A 16753-nucleotide genomic window follows, 5' to 3' on the forward strand; every position below is an offset into this window, starting at 1 on the left:
ACAAACTCGTCGGTGCGGGCCCAGGTCAGATCTGTTGCTCACCAGGTCATCGCAGCCCGTACGCGCGGAAAAGGTTATTAAAAAAACAATCTTAAAGAGTATGGGAGTCGGCGCGCGCAGTTGCCCCCACCCCGCGCCTGCCCGCTACATAGGTCGGTTTTGACTCACGTTTGCGTCAACCGCTGGAGCCCGCCCAGCCTACGCGGTGGACCGCTCAATCCCGTTTTCGTTTGACGCAATTTGACGCAGCCACAGCGGCTATCGCGTTAGTCCGAGCCTGTCAATCAGGAAAATAGAAGTCGCTTTAAGGCGAAATGCAGCAAGCGCATCCTTGTTTCCGGTTGAAAAAACAATAAAAACAAATATACTGAATTAAATGATTAAAAACCGATTAAATCAATTTAATCATTAATTCTTCAGCAACGAAAGGAGGAGCCATGAAGGCGTTCGCAAATATGAAGATCGGAGCAAAACTGGGGGCCGGTTTCGGCGCACTGCTGGTTCTAATGGTGGCCCTTTCGGCTATTGCTTGGATAAGCTTGAACTCAGTCACCAAAGCAATGGAGCACGGCAACGATCTTCAGGTAGATAAGCTAGGCCCTATTTATGTAATGCGGGAAGCGCTCGGGCAGACCGGGCTCGCAGCTCGCAACGGATACATTTTTAAATCCGATACCGACGCCCAAAAAGAACTCAATATCGTCGATGAGCAAAAGAACATCTACTTGGCGGCTCTCAAAAAGCTACAACCTGCCTTGGGAAATACGAAAGAGTTCGGGCCAGTCAGCGCGGGCCTACTCAAAATGGCAGACGAACTTCGTCGACCGCGGGCATATCGTGAAGCTGGGAAAATGCAAGAGTATGGCGACTTCCTGGTTCATGAATGCAGTCCGTTGCGGCGTCAAATTGTGGCCGATATCGACCTGCTCCTGGCCGCGGTGAAGCAAGAGGCTGACACTGCAAGAACGGACGCAGGAAAAACGGCAGACACATCTCGCGTCGTCATCATTTCATTGGCTGCTATTGCGCTGGTTGCAAGCACCATTATCGCCTTACTCATCACCCGAGGCCTCCTTAACCAACTTGGCGGCGAGCCCAGCTATGCTGCAGAGATCGCATCCAAGATTGCCAGTGGAGATCTCTCCATCCAAGTAGATACCAAGCAAGGAGATGGTACGAGCCTATTGTTCGCTATCCGGACAATGAGGGAAAGCTTGGCTTCAATTGTTACGCGAGTGCGGGCTGGCACGAACAACATTGAAACTGCTTCGACCGAAATCGCAGCCGGCAATCTTGACCTTTCCAGCCGTACCGAAGAACAGGCAGGCTCCTTAGAAGAAACGGCGTCGGCAATGGAGGAGTTGACATCGACAGTGAAACAAAATGCGGAGAATGCACGTCAGGCGAGCGAGCTGGCGGTGTCCGCGTCTGGCGTCGCAGGTGAAGGAGGGGCGGTAGTCAACCAGGTGATTGAGACGATGAGTCAAATCAATGATTCATCGAAGAAGATTGTTGACATCATCAGCGTCATTGATGGCATCGCCTTCCAAACAAACATCTTGGCCCTTAATGCGGCCGTAGAAGCTGCACGAGCAGGCGAGCAAGGGCGCGGATTCGCCGTGGTAGCCACGGAAGTCCGTAGCTTGGCCCAGCGTAGTGCTGCAGCGGCAAAAGAAATTAAGGTTCTGATTAGCGATTCTGTTGAGAAGGTAGAGACCGGCAGTCAGTTAGTCGCTCGAGCAGGGCAAACGATCGGTGACGTAGTGGAGAGTGTCAAACGCGTCAGCTCGGTCGTATCTGAGATATCAGCCGCAAGCCGAGAGCAGAGTGATGGCATTACGCAAGTGAACCTCGCCATTACCCAAATGGATAACGTCACACAGCAGAACGCGGCATTGGTTGAGCAAGCGGCTGCAGCAGCCAAATCTCTACAAGGGGAATCAGCGGAACTCTCCAAGATCGTTTCAACGTTCAAAATCTGAGTGCTCTCGGCCATACGGCGGCGGGGAAATATTGACCTGTCGCCATTCAACAGAGGTGCAAAAAATGGATAAGAAAACTGCAGAACCGCTATCCCAGGAAGATGCGGAGGCTCTATTTCACGCCATGAAAAGGTTAACTACTGAACTTCAACTCCTGTCTGAAAATTTAGAGCAAGCAGCGCTCGAAATGGAAGATGGCGAAGCTGCAAAGTTTAAACAAGAGGTCTACGAAGCTATCGAGAAAATCAGGAACAGATCAAAAGAATAGCGCGGTGGGCATCGCCAGCTTCGCTGCTATCAGGGTCTTCCTGATACAGATCATCATCGGTTCAAAATGTGTTTGAAGAGCGAGATGAACAGGGAGGGGATCATGCAGGAGGTAGTTTGGAGAGAAATAGTTGATCGGTATCTGCAGGAAATTCGCGCATTGGCAGATACAGCGAAGCAGGGTGAACTGGTAGGCGATTTGATGCGAAAAAAAATAAGAAAGTGTCTAATTGAATTGCATGCATCAGGTGCGGAGGCGAAAGACATTCGAGAGATCTTTAGTTGTTTAGAAATTCAAGCACGTGCGCTTTATCCAGTTTCGGACCCGAGATTTTTTCAGCTATTGACCGCAGCTAGATCGCATGCCGAATTTCTGCTTTTCATCGAAGAAAATCGCAAATCATGTGCTCGCTCGGACGGCAAGGACGGCGACCGCGACTTTTAGATTAGGTGGTTTCTGCATTTCCGGCGTACACCTTGTACCCGTTTTGCGCACGTGATTTTCCGCTTGGCAGTTCTTGAGCACGGCCCAATAAGGGCTTGCCTATTTATGGGTTATTGGACGAAACCCATTCTAATGAAATCAGACACTTACCGATGCTCACTAAAGGCTTGAATAACCCATCCACCCTCCCCTAACCCACTGATTTTTATATATTTTTAGCCAGTAGCGCTGCTATTTCGTAATCAGTAGGTCGACGGTTCGATTCCGCCCATCAGCACCAGAACAGAAGCGGCTCACAGCGATGTGAGCCGTTTTTTTATGCTCCGCAATTTATGCGCTGCTCCGCAAAAAATCCACTTAGTCGAGTTTGCCCTTTTCGCACTCGCATATTTCCTTCTTTGCATTCATCACCTTTTGCGGTGATATCCTACTGGCTGAGTTTTGTCTCTATAGGCCGCCGCCATAGCGAGGCCCCTGCCCAAAAAATTAACCGCAAGAAACTTTTCTTCATTTGGAAAACATCAATGGCTACTAAAAGCTTGGAAGTTCTTCGGACTATTTACACTGTTGCCGATTTTATCGGGTGGCAGCGATCCCAAACGCTGGTACTCAGCCCAAGCTTTCAACGACGGTCTGTCTGGACACCCGGCGCGAAGTCTTTTTTGATAGATACGATTTTGCGGGGCCTCCCCATGCCCATCATTTTTCTCCGCGATCAAAAAGCGAATTTAAAAACGCTACAAGCGCAGCGAGAGGTCATTGACGGACAGCAACGGATCCGTACTGTCATTTCTTATGTCGCACCGGAATTACTGCCAGACTTCAGTCCGACGCAAGATAGCTTCACAATCAAAAAAACACATAACAAGGAATTAGCGAATCAAGGATTCAAAGGTCTGGATACTGAATTTCAGCAACGGATAATTGCCGATACCACCAGCGCGGATCTACGACACGCACAATGATGGCGCGCGAGCCGTCATCGTCCACTTCAGGCATATCAAGGCGCCGGGCGCTTTCGGATGTCGTTATCGATAATCAGATATTGCGCGAGGCCGTGGTTATGCCCAGTGCTGCTCTGGCCCGGTCTCCATGTTGCGGATGATTCATGGAAAAATCAGCGTGGCTGATACTCATCCACACGTCCACATCCGCAGCAGATTATGATAGGTGGCAGACAGGCCCACCACGGCGGCATCATCAGCCGCCAGGCGGCTGCGCAAGGACATGAGTTGGCAGTCCATATCAAACAGCAGTTGTCGGCGCTCCCCTTCCCTGACCATGCTTTCGGTCCAGAAGAAACTGGCATAGCGCATCCCGGTACGCACCGGTTCGACGCGATGGACGGTGGTGGCCGGGTAGAGCAGCATGTCGCCAGCCGGCAGCTTGATGCGGCGATCTTCCCAGTGGTCAGCGATCACCAGCTCCCCGCCCTCGTATTCTTCCGGCTCGCTCAAGAACAAGGTACACGACACGTCGGTCCGCACCCGACGCCCGTCGGGCATGAAGCGCACAGCCACGTCCACATGGTCGCCAAGATGATCGCCGCCCGCGCCATAGCGATTGAACATGGGCGTGACGATCTGGCGCGGCAATGCCGCCGAGAAAAACAGAGTATTGCGCCGCAGGGCCGCCAGCACCATCTGCTGCAAGGGGACGGCACTGGCCGACTGCTCGGGCAACTGGCGGTTTTGCTTGAGTGTCCCTGGCAGGCTGCCCGAGGTGACGCGGCCGTCTATCCATTGCGCCTGTTCCAGCAACGCCCGCGCGCGGATCACTTCATCGGTGCTCAATACCTGTTTCAGATGCAGCATCATTGACCAGCCTCCTGCCAGACTGCCTCATCAGCCAGCGCACGCAGAACGATGTCACTGGAGCGTTGCAGCCAAGCTCGTACGTTGTGGCGGAACGCCGGCGTCGCGGTATCGGGAATGCGCCGCAACCACTCCAGTGCCAGCGTCCGCTGGCCCCGTTCCAATAGCAGCCGGGCGTAATTGAACTGGCCACGAAAATCGCCGCCCCGCGCTGCCTCGCGGTAGAGGGCGAAGGCCCGTTCGGCATCCGTCGCGACCTCCCAGCCTTCCTCGAAGAAGCGGCCCAGCACATTGATGGACTTGGCGTGTCCCATGTCCGCTGCGCGCCGGTACCAGGACAGCGCAGCTGCACGGTCCACGGCGACGCCATCGCCGCTCATCATCAGGTTGGCCAGGTTGTACATGCCCCAGTCCAGTCCCCGCGAGGCTGCCAACCGGTACCAATACACCGCCATCGTCGTGTCGCGCTGGCGGCCCCAGCCATGCTCGCAACAACGCCCCATGAGATTGATGGCATGCAGGTCGTCGGCCTGGGCGGCCAGTTCCAGCCAGTGCACGGCCTCGCCGGCATCGGCCGCGCAGCCCTCGCCGAAGAGCAGACGCTGGCCCAGGATAGCCTGGGCGCGAGGCACGCTTTGCGAGGCGGCCGCCCGCAACCAGGCGAGCGCTTCGGGTGAGTGCTCGGCTACGATGGCGGCCAGCCGGGCGGGTTCTACCTGCGCCAGCTGGCGCACGCTGACAGTGTGCGACATGGCCCGCATCAGAAGCTGATGTCAGCGCTGAGGGTATAGGTGCGCCCCGCCCCCGGCACGCCGTAGAGCTGGAAGCCATCCAGCGAAGACCCGATACGCGACCAGTAGAACTTGTTGAACAGGTTATCGACATTGAAGTTGAGCGCCAGACGGCGGTCCACACGCCAGCGCGCGGCCAGGCTATGCAGCCAGTAGGCCGGGACCTTCTCCTGGTCGAGCACATACACCGGACGGGTTCCGGAGGGGCCGGATACGGTGCTGCTGGAGTTGTTCAGGCCGCCGACATACTTGTTGTCGCTGTAGCGGCGCTTGCCGACGTACTGCGCGCCGTAGCTGAAGAACAGGCCTGGCTTGGCTTCGTAGGAAGTCCAAAGGTTCAGCGTCCAGTCAGGCACGTTCTTGGCTTCGCTGCCGGCATTGGCGCCCTTGGTCTGCTTGCTCTTCAGGCGCGTGAGGCCGCCAAAGACCGACCACGCATCGGTCAGGTTGCCCTGCACGCCCAGCTCGACGCCATCGACCCGCTTGGCCGGCAAGGCGCGCACGGGAGAGGTCTCGTCATCGCCGTATTCCCACGAATCGGTTACCTCGGTGCGGAACACCGCGCCAGTCAACGCCAGACGCTTGTTCAGGACATCCCACTTGCCGCCCAGCTCACGCGTCTTGGCCACGGCCGGTGAATAGGCCGAAGCGCTGGCGCTGCCGTAGATGGCGTTATTGGTCGTCGCCCCCAGGGCCGAGGGCTGCGCCGCGCGCGCGTAGGTGAGATACAGGCTGGCGTTCTCCAGCGGCTTGTACACCAGTCCCAGACGCCCGCTGAACGCACCGGCACTGCTGCTGGCGGTGGTCGCGCCCCGGGTCGAGGTGACCGCCTTCCAACGGTCATACCGCAGGGCAGTGAGGATTTGCCATTGGGGAGAGAACTTCATGGTGTCGGCCACGTACAGTCCCGCGTTGGTCACGCGCGACTCCACTCCTGCGCCACCTTTCAAGGTGGCCACCGATGCGGAGGAAACGGCCGGATTGCTCATGTCGAACCACAACGCGCCACTGGGCGCTGCCACCGTGCGCGGCAGGTCGCCATAGGTTTCACGATACAGATCCACGCCGGTGGACAGCTCGTGCCGGATCGCGCCGGTATCGAACTTCAAGGAGAGGTCGCTCTGGTTGTCGAGGATGGTGTAGCGCTTGGATGTACCAAAGTCATTGCCGCGCAAGACGCCGTAACGATTGGCAGTATTGGTGAAATCGCTGTAGGACAGGATGCCGCTGGCCGCGGTGAGCGAACCGCTGCCCGCATAGCCAAGCGAAGTGCCCAACGACGCGCCGGCGGAATTGGCTGCATTGAAGCGAGCCGGCGACAGGACCGACAGATTGTCCGCGCGTTCCCAGCGCGTCTGGTTGCGGATCTTCACGGCATCGCTGAAATCATGCTCCACCCGCGCCGTCAGCGCATCGGTCGTGGTCTGCTGTGTGTAGGTGGTAGAGCCGTACCAGGCATTGCGGCTGACGTAAGGCATCACGCTGCCACCGGTGCCGCGCTGTATCGGCAGACCGGTGTCGGGAATGTTGTCGTCATCCTGATGAAACACATCGAAGAACATCCGCGTGCGCGTCCCCAATCCGAGTCCCAGCGAGGCTGCGATGCCCTGGCGGTCGTACTTCACCACGTCGCGCTCGGCAACGTGGTTCTGCTGCTTCATCAGATTCAGGCGCAGCGCGCTGGTGGCGCCGAGCTGGTGGTTGAGATCAGCGGTGAAGCGCGTATAGCCGGCGCTGCCCACGCCAAAGGAACTGTTGTAGAAGTCTTCCAGGCGCGCTTCCTTGCTGACCAGGTTGACCGAACCGCCAATGGCCGACACGCCGGACTCGATCGAGCCGGTTCCCTTGAACACTTCCACCTGCTCCAGGTTGAAGGTGTCGTTGCGGCTGGACATGCCGGCGTCGCGCACACCGTCTACCGTCAGGCTCTGCTCCGAGGAAAAACCCCGGATGGTGAACATGTCGCCCCAACCCAGGTTGCCCTCGCCGGAGGTGAAGGTGATGCCCGGCACGTTCTTCAGGATGTCCTGCAGATTCTGCGCGTTCTGCTGGGTCAGCACTGCCTTGGGCACTACCGTAATGCTTTGCGGCAAGTCCAGCAGCGGTTGCGTGAACTTGGGCGAGGACACCGCCTGCGCCTTGTATTCAGGCGCTTCGCGCGGTGCGGTCACGACCACTTCCTTGAGTCCCGATTTGTCTTCAGGCGGTGCGGCTGCCGCGTCTTCAGCCTGCGCCGGCGCGGCCGAGGCCAGTGCGCCAAGGGTCAGGCCGACCGTGGCGGAGAGCTTGCCGTAGATGGAAAACAGCGTTTCGATATCCAGCGCGCCATGGCGCGCGCGCGTTTCATGCTGACTGCCTTGCTTCATGTTTCAGTATTCCCCGATAGGAAAAGCCGCCGCGCGCAATGACGATCACGGCACGCAGGCAGCTCAAGTTATAATGATTCTCATTTGTATAAAGAATATATATCGGGCAACGCAGCGCCAATGTGTTGAAAGCCGAAGCAAATGTAATGCAATGTAATGGCAAGCACTTGCGTTGCCTGGCATTACAAATACGTGCCGGTCGCCGGGAGACGGACCGGGAAAATGGCAACATGCAAGAACTCATGCTCATGGGAAAACAAGATCACGTGTTGATCGTCGACGACGATCCCGACATCCGCCATCTGCTGGCCGACTACCTTGAGGCCGCCAGCTACCGCCCCTTCACCGCCGCCGGCGGACAGGAGATGTGGCGCATCCTGGGCAACGAACGCATTGACATCATCATCCTCGATCTCATGATGCCAGGCGAAGACGGTCTGGAGCTGTGCCGGGAGCTGCGCAAGAAGCGTAATACGCCACTGGTCATGCTGACTGCGCGCGGCACCCTGATCGACCGCATCGTCGGTCTGGAAGTGGGGGCGGATGACTACCTGCCCAAGCCCTTCGACCCGCGCGAACTGCTGGCGCGCATCAAGGTGATCCTGCGCCGCGCGCGCAGCTTCCCCGAAAAGCTGGAGGCCGATCGGGTGTCCCACATCCACTTCGCCGGGTGGAAACTGGATACCCAGGCGCGCCAGGCCATTTCACCGTCCGGCGTGACCATTACCCTGGGCGGGTCCGATTACCAGGTCCTGCGCGCCCTGCTGGAACATCCCCGGCGGGCGCTGTCGCGCGACTTCCTGCTCAACACGGTGTACGGCAAGGAAGCCATGCCCTTCGACCGCTCCATCGATGTGTGCATCAGCCGGCTGCGCCAGCAGCTCGGGGACAATCCTCGCGAGCCCGCGCTGATCCGCACGGTACGCAACACCGGCTATATGCTGATGGCCGACGTGCTCTACGACACATGAGCCAGGCCACACGCCGCACCCTCCCCTGGCGGCCCTGGCCGCAAACGCTATCAGGCCGGCTGGCCCTGATCCTGGTGGCGGGAATGCTGGCAGCGCAGATGCTGACCGGCACCATCTGGTACGACATGCGCTATGGCACCGCCATGGAAATGCCGACCCGGCTGGCAGCGGCGCACCTGGCCGATACCGTGCTGATTCTCGATGATGCTCCGGCAAACCAGCGCCAGGCACTGGCGCAATCGTTGACGCGGGCGCAGTTCGTGCTGTCTCTGCCGGACCCGCTCGACCGCGCCGACCTGGCTGTGGCTGGACTGGCCCCGTCGTCATCTCCGACAGCGCACGCCGAGCAGGGTGTGATCGATCTGTTTGGCACGGTGCTGCAACAGCATGCCGGGCCGCGCCAGTGGAAGATGCTTCAGCTGGGGCTGGACGACCAGCATGCCAACGCTGAGAGTTCCTGGTGGACGTTGCTGCGCGATGAATTCCCGCATGGCCGCTTTCGCGTACTGGTGACGCTCAAGGATGGTAGCTGGTTGCAGGCCGACATCGAGGAAGGCCAGGCTGGCATGAGCACCGCCCCGCATAGCGCCGCCTTCGATTACTTCATGCGCATCTATGCCCTGCGCATCTTTGCCGTGGTGTTGATCGCCTGGATGGCCGTGCGGCTGGCCATGAAACCCTTGCAGGTGATGGCCGAGGCGGCCGAGAAGCTGGGCAGCAACATCCGCAGTGCGCCGCTTTCCACTGACGGTCCACTGGAAGTGCGCACCGCCGCCCAGGCCTTCAATGCCATGCAACGCCGCATCATCGACAGTATTGCCGAGCGCACGCGCTTTCTCGCAGCGGTATCGCACGACCTGCGCTCACCGATCACTCGCATGAAACTGCGAACGGAGATGCTGCCCGACGAACAGGGCAAGGAAAAATTCCGCAAGGATCTGGACGAGATGGATGCCCTGATCTCGGCCACCCTGAACGTTGTGCAAGACATCGATGTCCAGGAGCGCCCCCAATTGATTGACCTGAACAGCCTGCTCGAAAGCCTGCGCACCGACCAGGCCGAGGTCGGCGGAGAAGTCACGCTCAGCGGCCACGCCGCCCCATTGCAAGGCTACCCGCGCAGCCTGAGGCGCTGTCTGCAGAACCTGGTCGAAAATGCCGTGCGCTATGGCCAGCGCGCGCGCGTACAGCTACGGGATGATGCCGGTCAGTTGTGCATCCTTGTGGACGACGACGGCCCCGGCATCCCGGAAGCCTTGCTGGAAAGGGTGCAGGAACCGTTCTATCGCCTGGAGCGATCACGCAATGCGGGTACCGGTGGGTTCGGGCTGGGCCTGTCGATCGCCGCCACGGTAGTGCAAGCCCACCGTGGCCAGATGAAACTGGTCAATCGACCAGGTGGTGGCCTGCGCGTGGAGATTCTTATTCCACGCTGAGCAAGCCATCGATCTGCACCTGCCCATACCCCTGTGAACAGAACTCGATTCGCCCGTCGACCCCATAGGCCTGCGCCAGGGTGGCTGGAGTGATCACCTCCCGCGCTGCTCCGGCGCACAATAAACGGCCCTGGTGCAACAGCAAGGCGCGGTCCACATGGCGGAAGGCGGTGTTGAGATCATGCAGCACCACCAGCGTCACCAGGCCGTGCAGGCGAGTTTCCTGACGCAGCAGATCCATCACCAGATACTGGTAGTTCAGGTCCAGGGCAGAGAGCGGTTCATCCAGCAGCAGCACCCGGGGACGCCGCACCAGCGCCTGGGCCAGCGCCGCCAGCTGACGCTGGCCACCGGATAGTTCATCCAGGTGACGCTGTGCCAGATGGCCAATACCAAGATGCTGCAGCAGCGCTTGCACACGCTCCAGCTCCTGCGTATCAGGGCGCGTGCGTTGCAGCGCCTGGGCCGCTACCAGCACGGATTCAAACACGGAAAGATGCACTGGCCGCGGCAGGGACTGCGGCATATAGACCACGTGCTGCGCCCGCGCGGCGGCATCCGCCTGGGCCAGTTCGGCCGTACCAAGGCGTACGCTGCCTGCCTGCGCCCGAGTGAGCCCGCCCAGCGTACGCAACAGCGTGGACTTGCCGCTGCCATTGGGTCCCAGCAAGGCGGTTACCGAGCCAGCCGTCAACTCTGGCAGGTCCAGTCCCGGGATAACGCTGTGGCGACCATAGGCAACCTTCAGGCCAGCCACGCGCAGTGATGCAGTATTCATGGCTGTGGCTGGCCGCTCTTGCACGACGCATTCAGGGGAAACAACAGATTTTTCATGAAGCCCATCGCTCAGGGTGATATTCATTCGCGCCGCAGGCGGCGCAGCACGATGATGAGAAACAGCGGGATACCGACCAGCGACGTGACGATGCCCACCGGAATGAGCACGCCCGGCAGCAGTGTCTTGGAGGCCACCGACGCCAGCGAGATGATCAGCCCGCCGGCCATGGCGCTGCCCGGCAGGTAGTAGCGATGGTCTTCGCCCAGCAGCAGGCGCGCGATGTGCGGCGCGACCAGGCCGACGAACCCGATCGTGCCGACAAAGGACACCGACAGCGCTGCCAGCAAGCTGATGCGCAAGAGGCTGAGCATGCGCAGGCGCGGCATGTCGATGCCGAAGCTGGCGGCACGTTCTTCACCTAAGCGCAGCGCCGTGAGCTTCCAGGCGTCGCGCAGCGAGAAGGGCGCCACCAGCGCAAACGCCAGCCCCAGGATCGCCACCGTGGTCCAGCTGGCGCGCGCCAAACTCCCCATCGTCCAGAAAACGATTCCTTGCAGGGCCTCTTCGCTGGCTACGAATTGCAGCAGCATGATCAGCGCCTGAAAGGAATAGACCAGGGCGATACCGAACAGGATCACACCCAATGTGGAACCGCCACGCCAGCGCGCCACCCGCTCCAGCACCAGCACCGAAGCGAGTGCGGCAGCGCAGGCGCATGCCGAGACGGTCATGCCGGAAGGCAGCACCGGGAAACGCCAGTTGAAGGTGATCGCCAGCGCGGCTCCAAAAGCTGCGGCGGCTGAAATGCCGAGGGTATAGGGGCTGGCCAGCGGATTGTCCAGCACCGTCTGCATCTCCCCGCCGCCCAAGCCTAGACACATGCCGACCAGCAATGCCATCACCGCAGTGGGCAGGCGGAACTCCCAGACCACCACCCGCAATCCGGCCGGCGCAGCATCGGCGTGCAACAGGGTGGCCAACAGGTCCTGCAAGGCAATACCTGCCGGACCTGTCGCGATATCCAGCACCACCGCCCCCATGATCAGCACCAGCAACACAACCGTGAAGAGCAGGCGGCGGCGCATGCTACGCCGGTAGGCGCGCACCGGATCAGCCTTGGTGTCGTCGGCCTGTGCCTGCCCGGCCTTGGCTATCTCGATACTGGCGAGACTCATTTGGCAGGCGCCGTCCAGTAGGTCCCCTGGCCATCCACGCTCAGGAAGCGCCGATACAGCTCGGCCTGCGTCGCTTCCGGATGGAGGGCCGCAGCGCGCTGGGGATAGAACCATTTGGCCAGGGCCTCCACCGCCAGCACGTTGTAGGGCGAATTGTAGAAGGCATGCCAGATGCCGAAGGCGCGCTGCGATTTCACGGCCTCCAGTTCGCGGATGCCGGGGCGCGCCAGCAATGCCGACAAGCTCGATGCCGACAGCGCCGCAGTCGCGCCCGGCCCGATGAGCAGCCCGTCGCGGCCCGGCTCGGAGCGGCTGCCGGTGGCGATATAGATGTCCGGCTGATGCGATAGCAGATACTCCATGCTGACATCGCCCAGCGCGCCCGGCACCAGGCCCGCTACGATGTTCACGCCCCCAGCCGCCTGCACCATGTCGCCATAGCTGCCGTTGCCCGTGGTATGGCAGCAGGCCGGCCACACGCCTGCCAGCATCTCGACGAAGACGCGTGGGCGCTCTGCCTGCGGGACCGGCGCTACGATCTGTCGCACCTGTTCCAGATGCGACTGGTAGAACTCGATGTATTGCTCGGCTTCCTTTTCGCGGCCCAGTGCCTGGCCCAGCAGCTTCATGCTCGGCACCGTATGCAGCAGAGGCTTGTCGCGAAAGTCGATGAAGATGACCGGAATGCCCGCCTCATGCAGCGCCCGCAGCATGGGGTTGTTGCGGGTAGGACCGTGGCCGGTCAGGCCGAAGATAGCCAGGTCGGGCCGCAACGAGACAATCTTCTCGGGACTGACGCTGGCCTCGGAACTCTTGCCGATCAGCGGCACCTGGCCGGCTTGCGGAAAACGCTTGAGCAACTGGCCCCAGGCATACGGGTCCTGGGCCTTGAGTTCGCCTTGCCAGCCGACGATGCGCTGGATGGGGTTCTCCCTATCTAGCAAGGCCATGGCGAAGACGAAGCGCCCCTCTCCCAGCAGCACACGCTGCGGATGATCGGGCAGCTCCACTTGGCGACCAGCCAGATCGGTCACCACGCGGGCCGAGGCATGCGCACAAAACAAAAGGGCTGACACGATCGCCAGCCCGGAAACAAAACGCCTGAAAGTCACGATGCTCCCTCGCAGATTCTTCGAAGCGACTCATTTCCTCAACAGAAATGAGTCGCATTTGGAGCAGCAACTATAGGCCTGTCATGCCGTCTCAATATTTCATTGGCGCTCGAAAAAGTAATGAAATGTACGGTAACAACGATTACTCAACTTTCTATTACATTTCAGTGCAGCCGTTTTGACGTTGAGTCGAACGACGACGAGATAAGGCGGGAACGATAAAGCTGCCGCGCCATGGAACGATATGTTTGCCACCACCCATGCGCCACCTCCTCCGCTGCACCCGGCTCTCTGAGTGCTGGTCGTCCAGGGTCTTCGAAGATTGCTCTCTTCGCGAAGTCCAGTGGCTTTTCTTCGTCGCACCGATGCCCCCACAGACCGGCACACCGCCCCAGGTCAGCACCTCGTGGCGGATGGCCTGGCCCATGTCGCTCATGCCCGGCCAGAAGTGAGCATCTCATACAGATGGGTAGCTGGATGGCCCGCAGGCAGCGGGACGCCGAGTCGTTGCGCAAAACGGGACCGGTCCATCTCTTCGGTCCTCGCCTGAGCGGTCATCGATGACGCCGATGAAGGGCAGCTACGAATTGCAGGCGCTTGCCGCCCTGGCACTTTACGAAGCCGATGCGGAGTCGATCAAGACACACTCGCCACCAGATTTTCACCGCCCGACACCTCGAGGACAGTGCCCGTGACGTAGGGATTGGTCATCAGGAACAGGGCAGCGTGAGCAATATCTTTCGCTTGGCCTGCTCGTCGCGCGGGAAACGATTCTTCCACTTTCTTCTTCATGCCTGCCCGCGCTTCCTCGGGCAGGAAGCTCCACATGTCCGTGTCGATGAAACCCGGGCGAATCGTGTTGACGCGTGTCGGCGCCAATTCGATGGCAAGAGAGCCTGACAACGCCTCCACGGCGGCAAAGGCCGATGTGACAGCGGTGAAGCCTGGTTTGGGGCGAGTGGCCATGCCGCCGCTGAGGAAGGTGATCGAGCCATTGGCGCGCAGCTTCGGGGCAGCATATCGTGCACAAGCCCACGTGCCCAGGAACTTGCCTTCCATATAGCTGCGGACCCCGGCCATGTCGGCGTCCATGAAGCCGCCCCAGGTTCCAATATCCGGCGCCGCGGTGACGACCAGATGATCGAATGGCCCGATCGCTTCGAAGGCGCTTCGCACGGTGGACTCGTCCCTCATATCCAGGCTCACCTGTTCGAACCCGGCCAGATCGGGACGGCTCTCGGCGGAGGCGACGCGGCGGCTGGCCACCACTACGGTCGCGCCAGCAGCCTGCGCACCTAGTGCGATTCCCAGGCCGATACCGGTCTTCCCGCCGACGATCACCACCTTTTTGCCGACCAGGTTCAAGGAAGGGGCCTGCATTGCTTCTGCATCACGGTTTGCTGCATTCATAAGTCAAAGTCCTTTTGTCTGATGTTGGGCATCCCTCGCCATGGCAGCTGATTACCGGTTACCGCGTGAGCAAATGCGACGTCGACACGGTACTGCCTGCGCAACTGGGAGCGGGGGCCTGACTGCCGGGGGAAATAACTCAACGCGCCTTTGAGCATGGCCGGGAAGTTTTTCGACACGGCAGCAGTTGATGAATGGTAATTCAATAGGAATATGACGATAATCGTCTAAATTTGAATCACATCTATTCCCAATTTGAATTAATTGCTTGCTTGTGGACGATGACCAGGCCACAGGCAAAGCCCAATGAACGAAGGTCGAACGGCGCCAAAGGAGAGGAAATGGATAAATATCAGGAGCTGAGCGCATTCGTCGCCGTGGTCGAAGCAGGGGGATTTTCTGCCGCTGCGCGCCGGATCGGCGATTCACAATCGTCGGTGAGCAAGGCTGTCGGGGCCCTGGAAAGTCGCCTTGGCGTTCGCTTGTTCAACCGGAGCACACGCAGCGTATCGTTGACCGACCATGGGCGTAAATACTATGAACGCACCAAGCCACTGCTCGAAGAGATGGATCAAGTAGACGGAGAGCTGATGAACAGCGCGCGTGAAATTTCCGGCCTGGTCAGGATTGCGACGTCGTCAACTTTCGGACGGCTGCATGTGCTTCCTCTTGTTCCGGATTTGCTGTCGCGCTATCCCCGGCTTCAGCTTGATCTCCATCTCACTGACGGGGTAAGGGACTTGCTGGCGGATGGCGTTGATCTGGCGATCAGAATAAGTCCGGCGCGACATCCTGATGCCATAGTCAAACGCGTGGCAACCACTTCATTGGTGTGCGTGGGTGCCCGCAGCTACTTCGAGCTGCATGGCATTCCGACAAGCCCGGGAGATCTGGTCCATCACAACTGCTTGATCTATAACAATATGACCGAATGGCCGTTCACTGGACCACAGGGGCCGTTCAGCGTCCCGGTGAGCGGAAATATGGCCTCCAATACGCTGGAAGCGATCCTTTTGGGGGTGCGCTCTGGCGTGGGTATCGGCATGTTCAATAGCGCGTCATTGGTAGGCGAGCTGCGGCATCCGAACATCATGCCCATCCTCGAGGCTTTCATTACTGAAGCGCGAGACATCAGCTTGGTTTGGCCTAGACGCAGATTTATCCCCGAACGACTGAGGGTGGTAACGGAATTCTTCGCAGAACAACTCGCCGCGCGGATCTAGGAATTGCAATATGACTAGAACCCACGATCTGCGGAGGTAATTGGTAGCCAGTTCTGTTAGACAGTGAGTCGGTTGTCGATCAATCATACTTCGCCATGAAAAACACCCCAAAGCTTGGATCGATGTCCAACTTTTGGGGTGCAGTTCATCCGCGGGCGTTTTTCTTGTATTGACGATAGCGAACCGTTCGCGTTTCACTTATTGACCGAAGGCAACTCTTCAGTCTGTGGGCCGCGAATATCATTGGCTAGGAAAAACAAGATTGACGCTGTACGGCGCGTAGCGACCGACGCCGGGACGAGCTTGACATCCAGAGGCGATGATCCCCGCTTGAGGGTCCCATTCTTTGTCCATCGGATGTTGACGCCCGAGCCATTGTCAATGGTCCCGTCTTGGGAAATACGAACCAACGGAGTCCCTGACGCATCCTCGAGAACGGACGTTGCCCGCATAATGGCTAACACTTTTCCATTGAGGTCGACGACTTTTCCATCGTTGCCGATCGTACCGGCCGCGCTTCCTTCAACTTCAAATTTCCCATTTTTATCCATCTGCAAATGAACCTTGCCGGTTTTATCCATCAACTTGAACTGGTGAATCTGCAAAAAAGGCTGTTTCAAAAGCTTGTTGTCGCAACCATGTGGTCCTGGATCGCATTCAGGAGGGTGGGCATAACAAATGCTCACCGAAAAAAAGAGCAAACCAATTGCAAATGTAATGAGTTTTTTCATGGATGACTCCCCCGTGGTTAGCTAAAGTCGCTTGCCGCAGCATGCATTTTCCTGTCGGTAGTTGCCAACAGCAGGCTGAAATGAAGAGGTAACTCAGTGTCGTGCAATGGCTACTCCCGAGCCAATTGAGCACATGGGGACTGTATCAGGAACGCGCGCGACATTCGCATTTGCCCCAAAAAAATCCGCTCCGCAACTCAAAATCGATCCGTCTCCTATTTGGCCTTGTGGACCGCTAATTTACTGAATTCG

General features: G+C 58.9%; 15 protein-coding genes and 1 pseudogene. 7 read left to right on the top strand and 9 right to left on the bottom strand.

Annotated features, from left to right (window positions below; genetic code table 11):
* Nucleotides 1-437: 437 nt before the first annotated feature.
* The 4 genes and pseudogenes from BGK68_RS25165 to BGK68_RS25180 form a co-directional block, all read left to right on the top strand.
* A complete protein-coding gene (locus BGK68_RS25165; protein ID WP_075259316.1) occupies nt 438-1982 on the top strand; it encodes a methyl-accepting chemotaxis protein in 1545 nt (514 codons plus the stop codon).
* 64 nt (nt 1983-2046) lie between these two features.
* A complete protein-coding gene (locus BGK68_RS25170) occupies nt 2047-2250 on the top strand; it encodes a hypothetical protein (RefSeq protein ID WP_075259317.1) in 204 nt (67 codons plus the stop codon).
* 102 nt (nt 2251-2352) lie between these two features.
* Nucleotides 2353-2694 carry a hypothetical protein gene (locus tag BGK68_RS25175; protein ID WP_143433168.1) on the top strand — a complete coding sequence of 114 codons (342 nt, stop codon included), beginning with the start codon at nt 2353-2355 and terminating at the stop codon, nt 2692-2694.
* Between the two features lie 524 nt (nt 2695-3218).
* A pseudogene (locus BGK68_RS25180) lies at nt 3219-3566 on the top strand (DUF262 domain-containing protein); the annotation flags it as partial.
* A 261-nt stretch (nt 3567-3827) separates the two neighbouring features.
* Here BGK68_RS25180 and BGK68_RS25185 read toward each other — a convergent pair.
* Genes BGK68_RS25185 through BGK68_RS25195 form a run of 3 tightly spaced genes read right to left on the bottom strand, consistent with a single transcriptional unit; the run spans nt 3828 to nt 7665 of the window.
* Entirely contained in the window at nt 3828-4511 is a 684-nt protein-coding gene (locus tag BGK68_RS25185; RefSeq protein ID WP_075259320.1) for a Fe2+-dependent dioxygenase, read from the bottom strand.
* Nucleotides 4508-5260: a tetratricopeptide repeat protein gene (locus tag BGK68_RS25190; RefSeq protein WP_075260003.1), complete on the bottom strand. Its 753-nt coding sequence runs from the start codon at nt 5258-5260 to the stop codon at nt 4508-4510. Before BGK68_RS25190 ends, BGK68_RS25185 begins: the two co-directional genes overlap by 4 nt.
* A gap of 8 nt (nt 5261-5268) precedes the next feature.
* On the bottom strand, nt 5269-7665 hold the full coding sequence (locus tag BGK68_RS25195; RefSeq protein ID WP_198937262.1) for a TonB-dependent receptor: 2397 nt from the start codon (nt 7663-7665) through the stop codon (nt 5269-5271).
* Between the two features lie 248 nt (nt 7666-7913).
* Between BGK68_RS25195 and BGK68_RS25200 the strand changes: the two genes are divergently transcribed.
* Together BGK68_RS25200 and BGK68_RS25205 are read left to right on the top strand one after the other, a co-directional pair.
* Nucleotides 7914-8636, top strand: coding sequence for a response regulator (locus tag BGK68_RS25200; protein ID WP_075260005.1), 723 nt, complete (start codon nt 7914-7916; stop codon nt 8634-8636).
* Nucleotides 8633-10072 (top strand): HAMP domain-containing histidine kinase, encoded by a 1440-nt coding sequence (locus BGK68_RS25205; RefSeq protein ID WP_075259321.1) that lies wholly within the window; start codon nt 8633-8635, stop codon nt 10070-10072. The genes BGK68_RS25200 and BGK68_RS25205 overlap by 4 nt, the downstream gene beginning before the upstream one ends.
* Here BGK68_RS25205 and BGK68_RS25210 read toward each other — a convergent pair.
* The 5 genes from BGK68_RS25210 to BGK68_RS25230 form a co-directional block, all read right to left on the bottom strand.
* Nucleotides 10059-10850: an ABC transporter ATP-binding protein gene (locus BGK68_RS25210; protein WP_075259322.1), complete on the bottom strand. Its 792-nt coding sequence runs from the start codon at nt 10848-10850 to the stop codon at nt 10059-10061. The genes BGK68_RS25205 and BGK68_RS25210 overlap by 14 nt on opposite strands.
* Before the next feature lie 80 nt (nt 10851-10930).
* The gene (locus BGK68_RS25215) at nt 10931-12025 is read right to left on the bottom strand and encodes a FecCD family ABC transporter permease (protein ID WP_075259323.1); all 1095 of its coding nucleotides are present in this window, start codon (nt 12023-12025) and stop codon (nt 10931-10933) included.
* The gene (locus BGK68_RS25220; protein ID WP_233149414.1) at nt 12022-13101 is read right to left on the bottom strand and encodes an ABC transporter substrate-binding protein; all 1080 of its coding nucleotides are present in this window, start codon (nt 13099-13101) and stop codon (nt 12022-12024) included. Before BGK68_RS25220 ends, BGK68_RS25215 begins: the two co-directional genes overlap by 4 nt.
* Nucleotides 13102-13294: 193 nt before the next feature.
* The gene (locus tag BGK68_RS28135) at nt 13295-13564 is read right to left on the bottom strand and encodes a hypothetical protein (RefSeq protein WP_198937263.1); all 270 of its coding nucleotides are present in this window, start codon (nt 13562-13564) and stop codon (nt 13295-13297) included.
* Nucleotides 13565-13773: 209 nt separating this feature from the next.
* Nucleotides 13774-14547 (bottom strand): SDR family oxidoreductase, encoded by a 774-nt coding sequence (locus tag BGK68_RS25230; RefSeq protein WP_083657899.1) that lies wholly within the window; start codon nt 14545-14547, stop codon nt 13774-13776.
* A gap of 341 nt (nt 14548-14888) precedes the next feature.
* Here BGK68_RS25230 and BGK68_RS25235 point away from each other — a divergent pair, with 341 nt between their 5' ends.
* Entirely contained in the window at nt 14889-15770 is an 882-nt protein-coding gene (locus BGK68_RS25235) for a LysR family transcriptional regulator (protein ID WP_075259327.1), read from the top strand.
* Nucleotides 15771-15964: 194 nt separating this feature from the next.
* On the opposite strand, the gene BGK68_RS25240 is transcribed toward BGK68_RS25235, so the two are convergent.
* Nucleotides 15965-16501: a hypothetical protein gene (locus BGK68_RS25240; protein WP_143433169.1), complete on the bottom strand. Its 537-nt coding sequence runs from the start codon at nt 16499-16501 to the stop codon at nt 15965-15967.
* Between the last annotated feature and the right edge of the window lie 252 nt (nt 16502-16753).

This window comes from Herbaspirillum camelliae (assembly GCF_001929405.1).
Taxonomy (GTDB): domain Bacteria; phylum Pseudomonadota; class Gammaproteobacteria; order Burkholderiales; family Burkholderiaceae_D; genus Herbaspirillum; species Herbaspirillum seropedicae.

Coding starts and splice junctions, on each gene's coding strand:
- BGK68_RS25195 (WP_198937262.1), bottom strand. CDS start 7,665: ATGAAGCAAGGCAGTCAGCATGAAACGCGCGCGCGCCATGGCGCGCTG.
- BGK68_RS28135 (WP_198937263.1), bottom strand. CDS start 13,564: ATGGGCCAGGCCATCCGCCACGAGGTGCTGACCTGGGGCGGTGTGCCG.
- BGK68_RS25240 (WP_143433169.1), bottom strand. CDS start 16,501: ATGAAAAAACTCATTACATTTGCAATTGGTTTGCTCTTTTTTTCGGTG.
- BGK68_RS25215 (WP_075259323.1), bottom strand. CDS start 12,025: ATGAGTCTCGCCAGTATCGAGATAGCCAAGGCCGGGCAGGCACAGGCC.
- BGK68_RS25170 (WP_075259317.1), top strand. CDS start 2,047: ATGGATAAGAAAACTGCAGAACCGCTATCCCAGGAAGATGCGGAGGCT.
- BGK68_RS25175 (WP_143433168.1), top strand. CDS start 2,353: ATGCAGGAGGTAGTTTGGAGAGAAATAGTTGATCGGTATCTGCAGGAA.
- BGK68_RS25210 (WP_075259322.1), bottom strand. CDS start 10,850: ATGAATACTGCATCACTGCGCGTGGCTGGCCTGAAGGTTGCCTATGGT.
- BGK68_RS25235 (WP_075259327.1), top strand. CDS start 14,889: ATGGATAAATATCAGGAGCTGAGCGCATTCGTCGCCGTGGTCGAAGCA.
- BGK68_RS25205 (WP_075259321.1), top strand. CDS start 8,633: ATGAGCCAGGCCACACGCCGCACCCTCCCCTGGCGGCCCTGGCCGCAA.
- BGK68_RS25230 (WP_083657899.1), bottom strand. CDS start 14,547: ATGAATGCAGCAAACCGTGATGCAGAAGCAATGCAGGCCCCTTCCTTG.
- BGK68_RS25185 (WP_075259320.1), bottom strand. CDS start 4,511: ATGATGCTGCATCTGAAACAGGTATTGAGCACCGATGAAGTGATCCGC.
- BGK68_RS25190 (WP_075260003.1), bottom strand. CDS start 5,260: ATGTCGCACACTGTCAGCGTGCGCCAGCTGGCGCAGGTAGAACCCGCC.
- BGK68_RS25165 (WP_075259316.1), top strand. CDS start 438: ATGAAGGCGTTCGCAAATATGAAGATCGGAGCAAAACTGGGGGCCGGT.
- BGK68_RS25200 (WP_075260005.1), top strand. CDS start 7,914: ATGGGAAAACAAGATCACGTGTTGATCGTCGACGACGATCCCGACATC.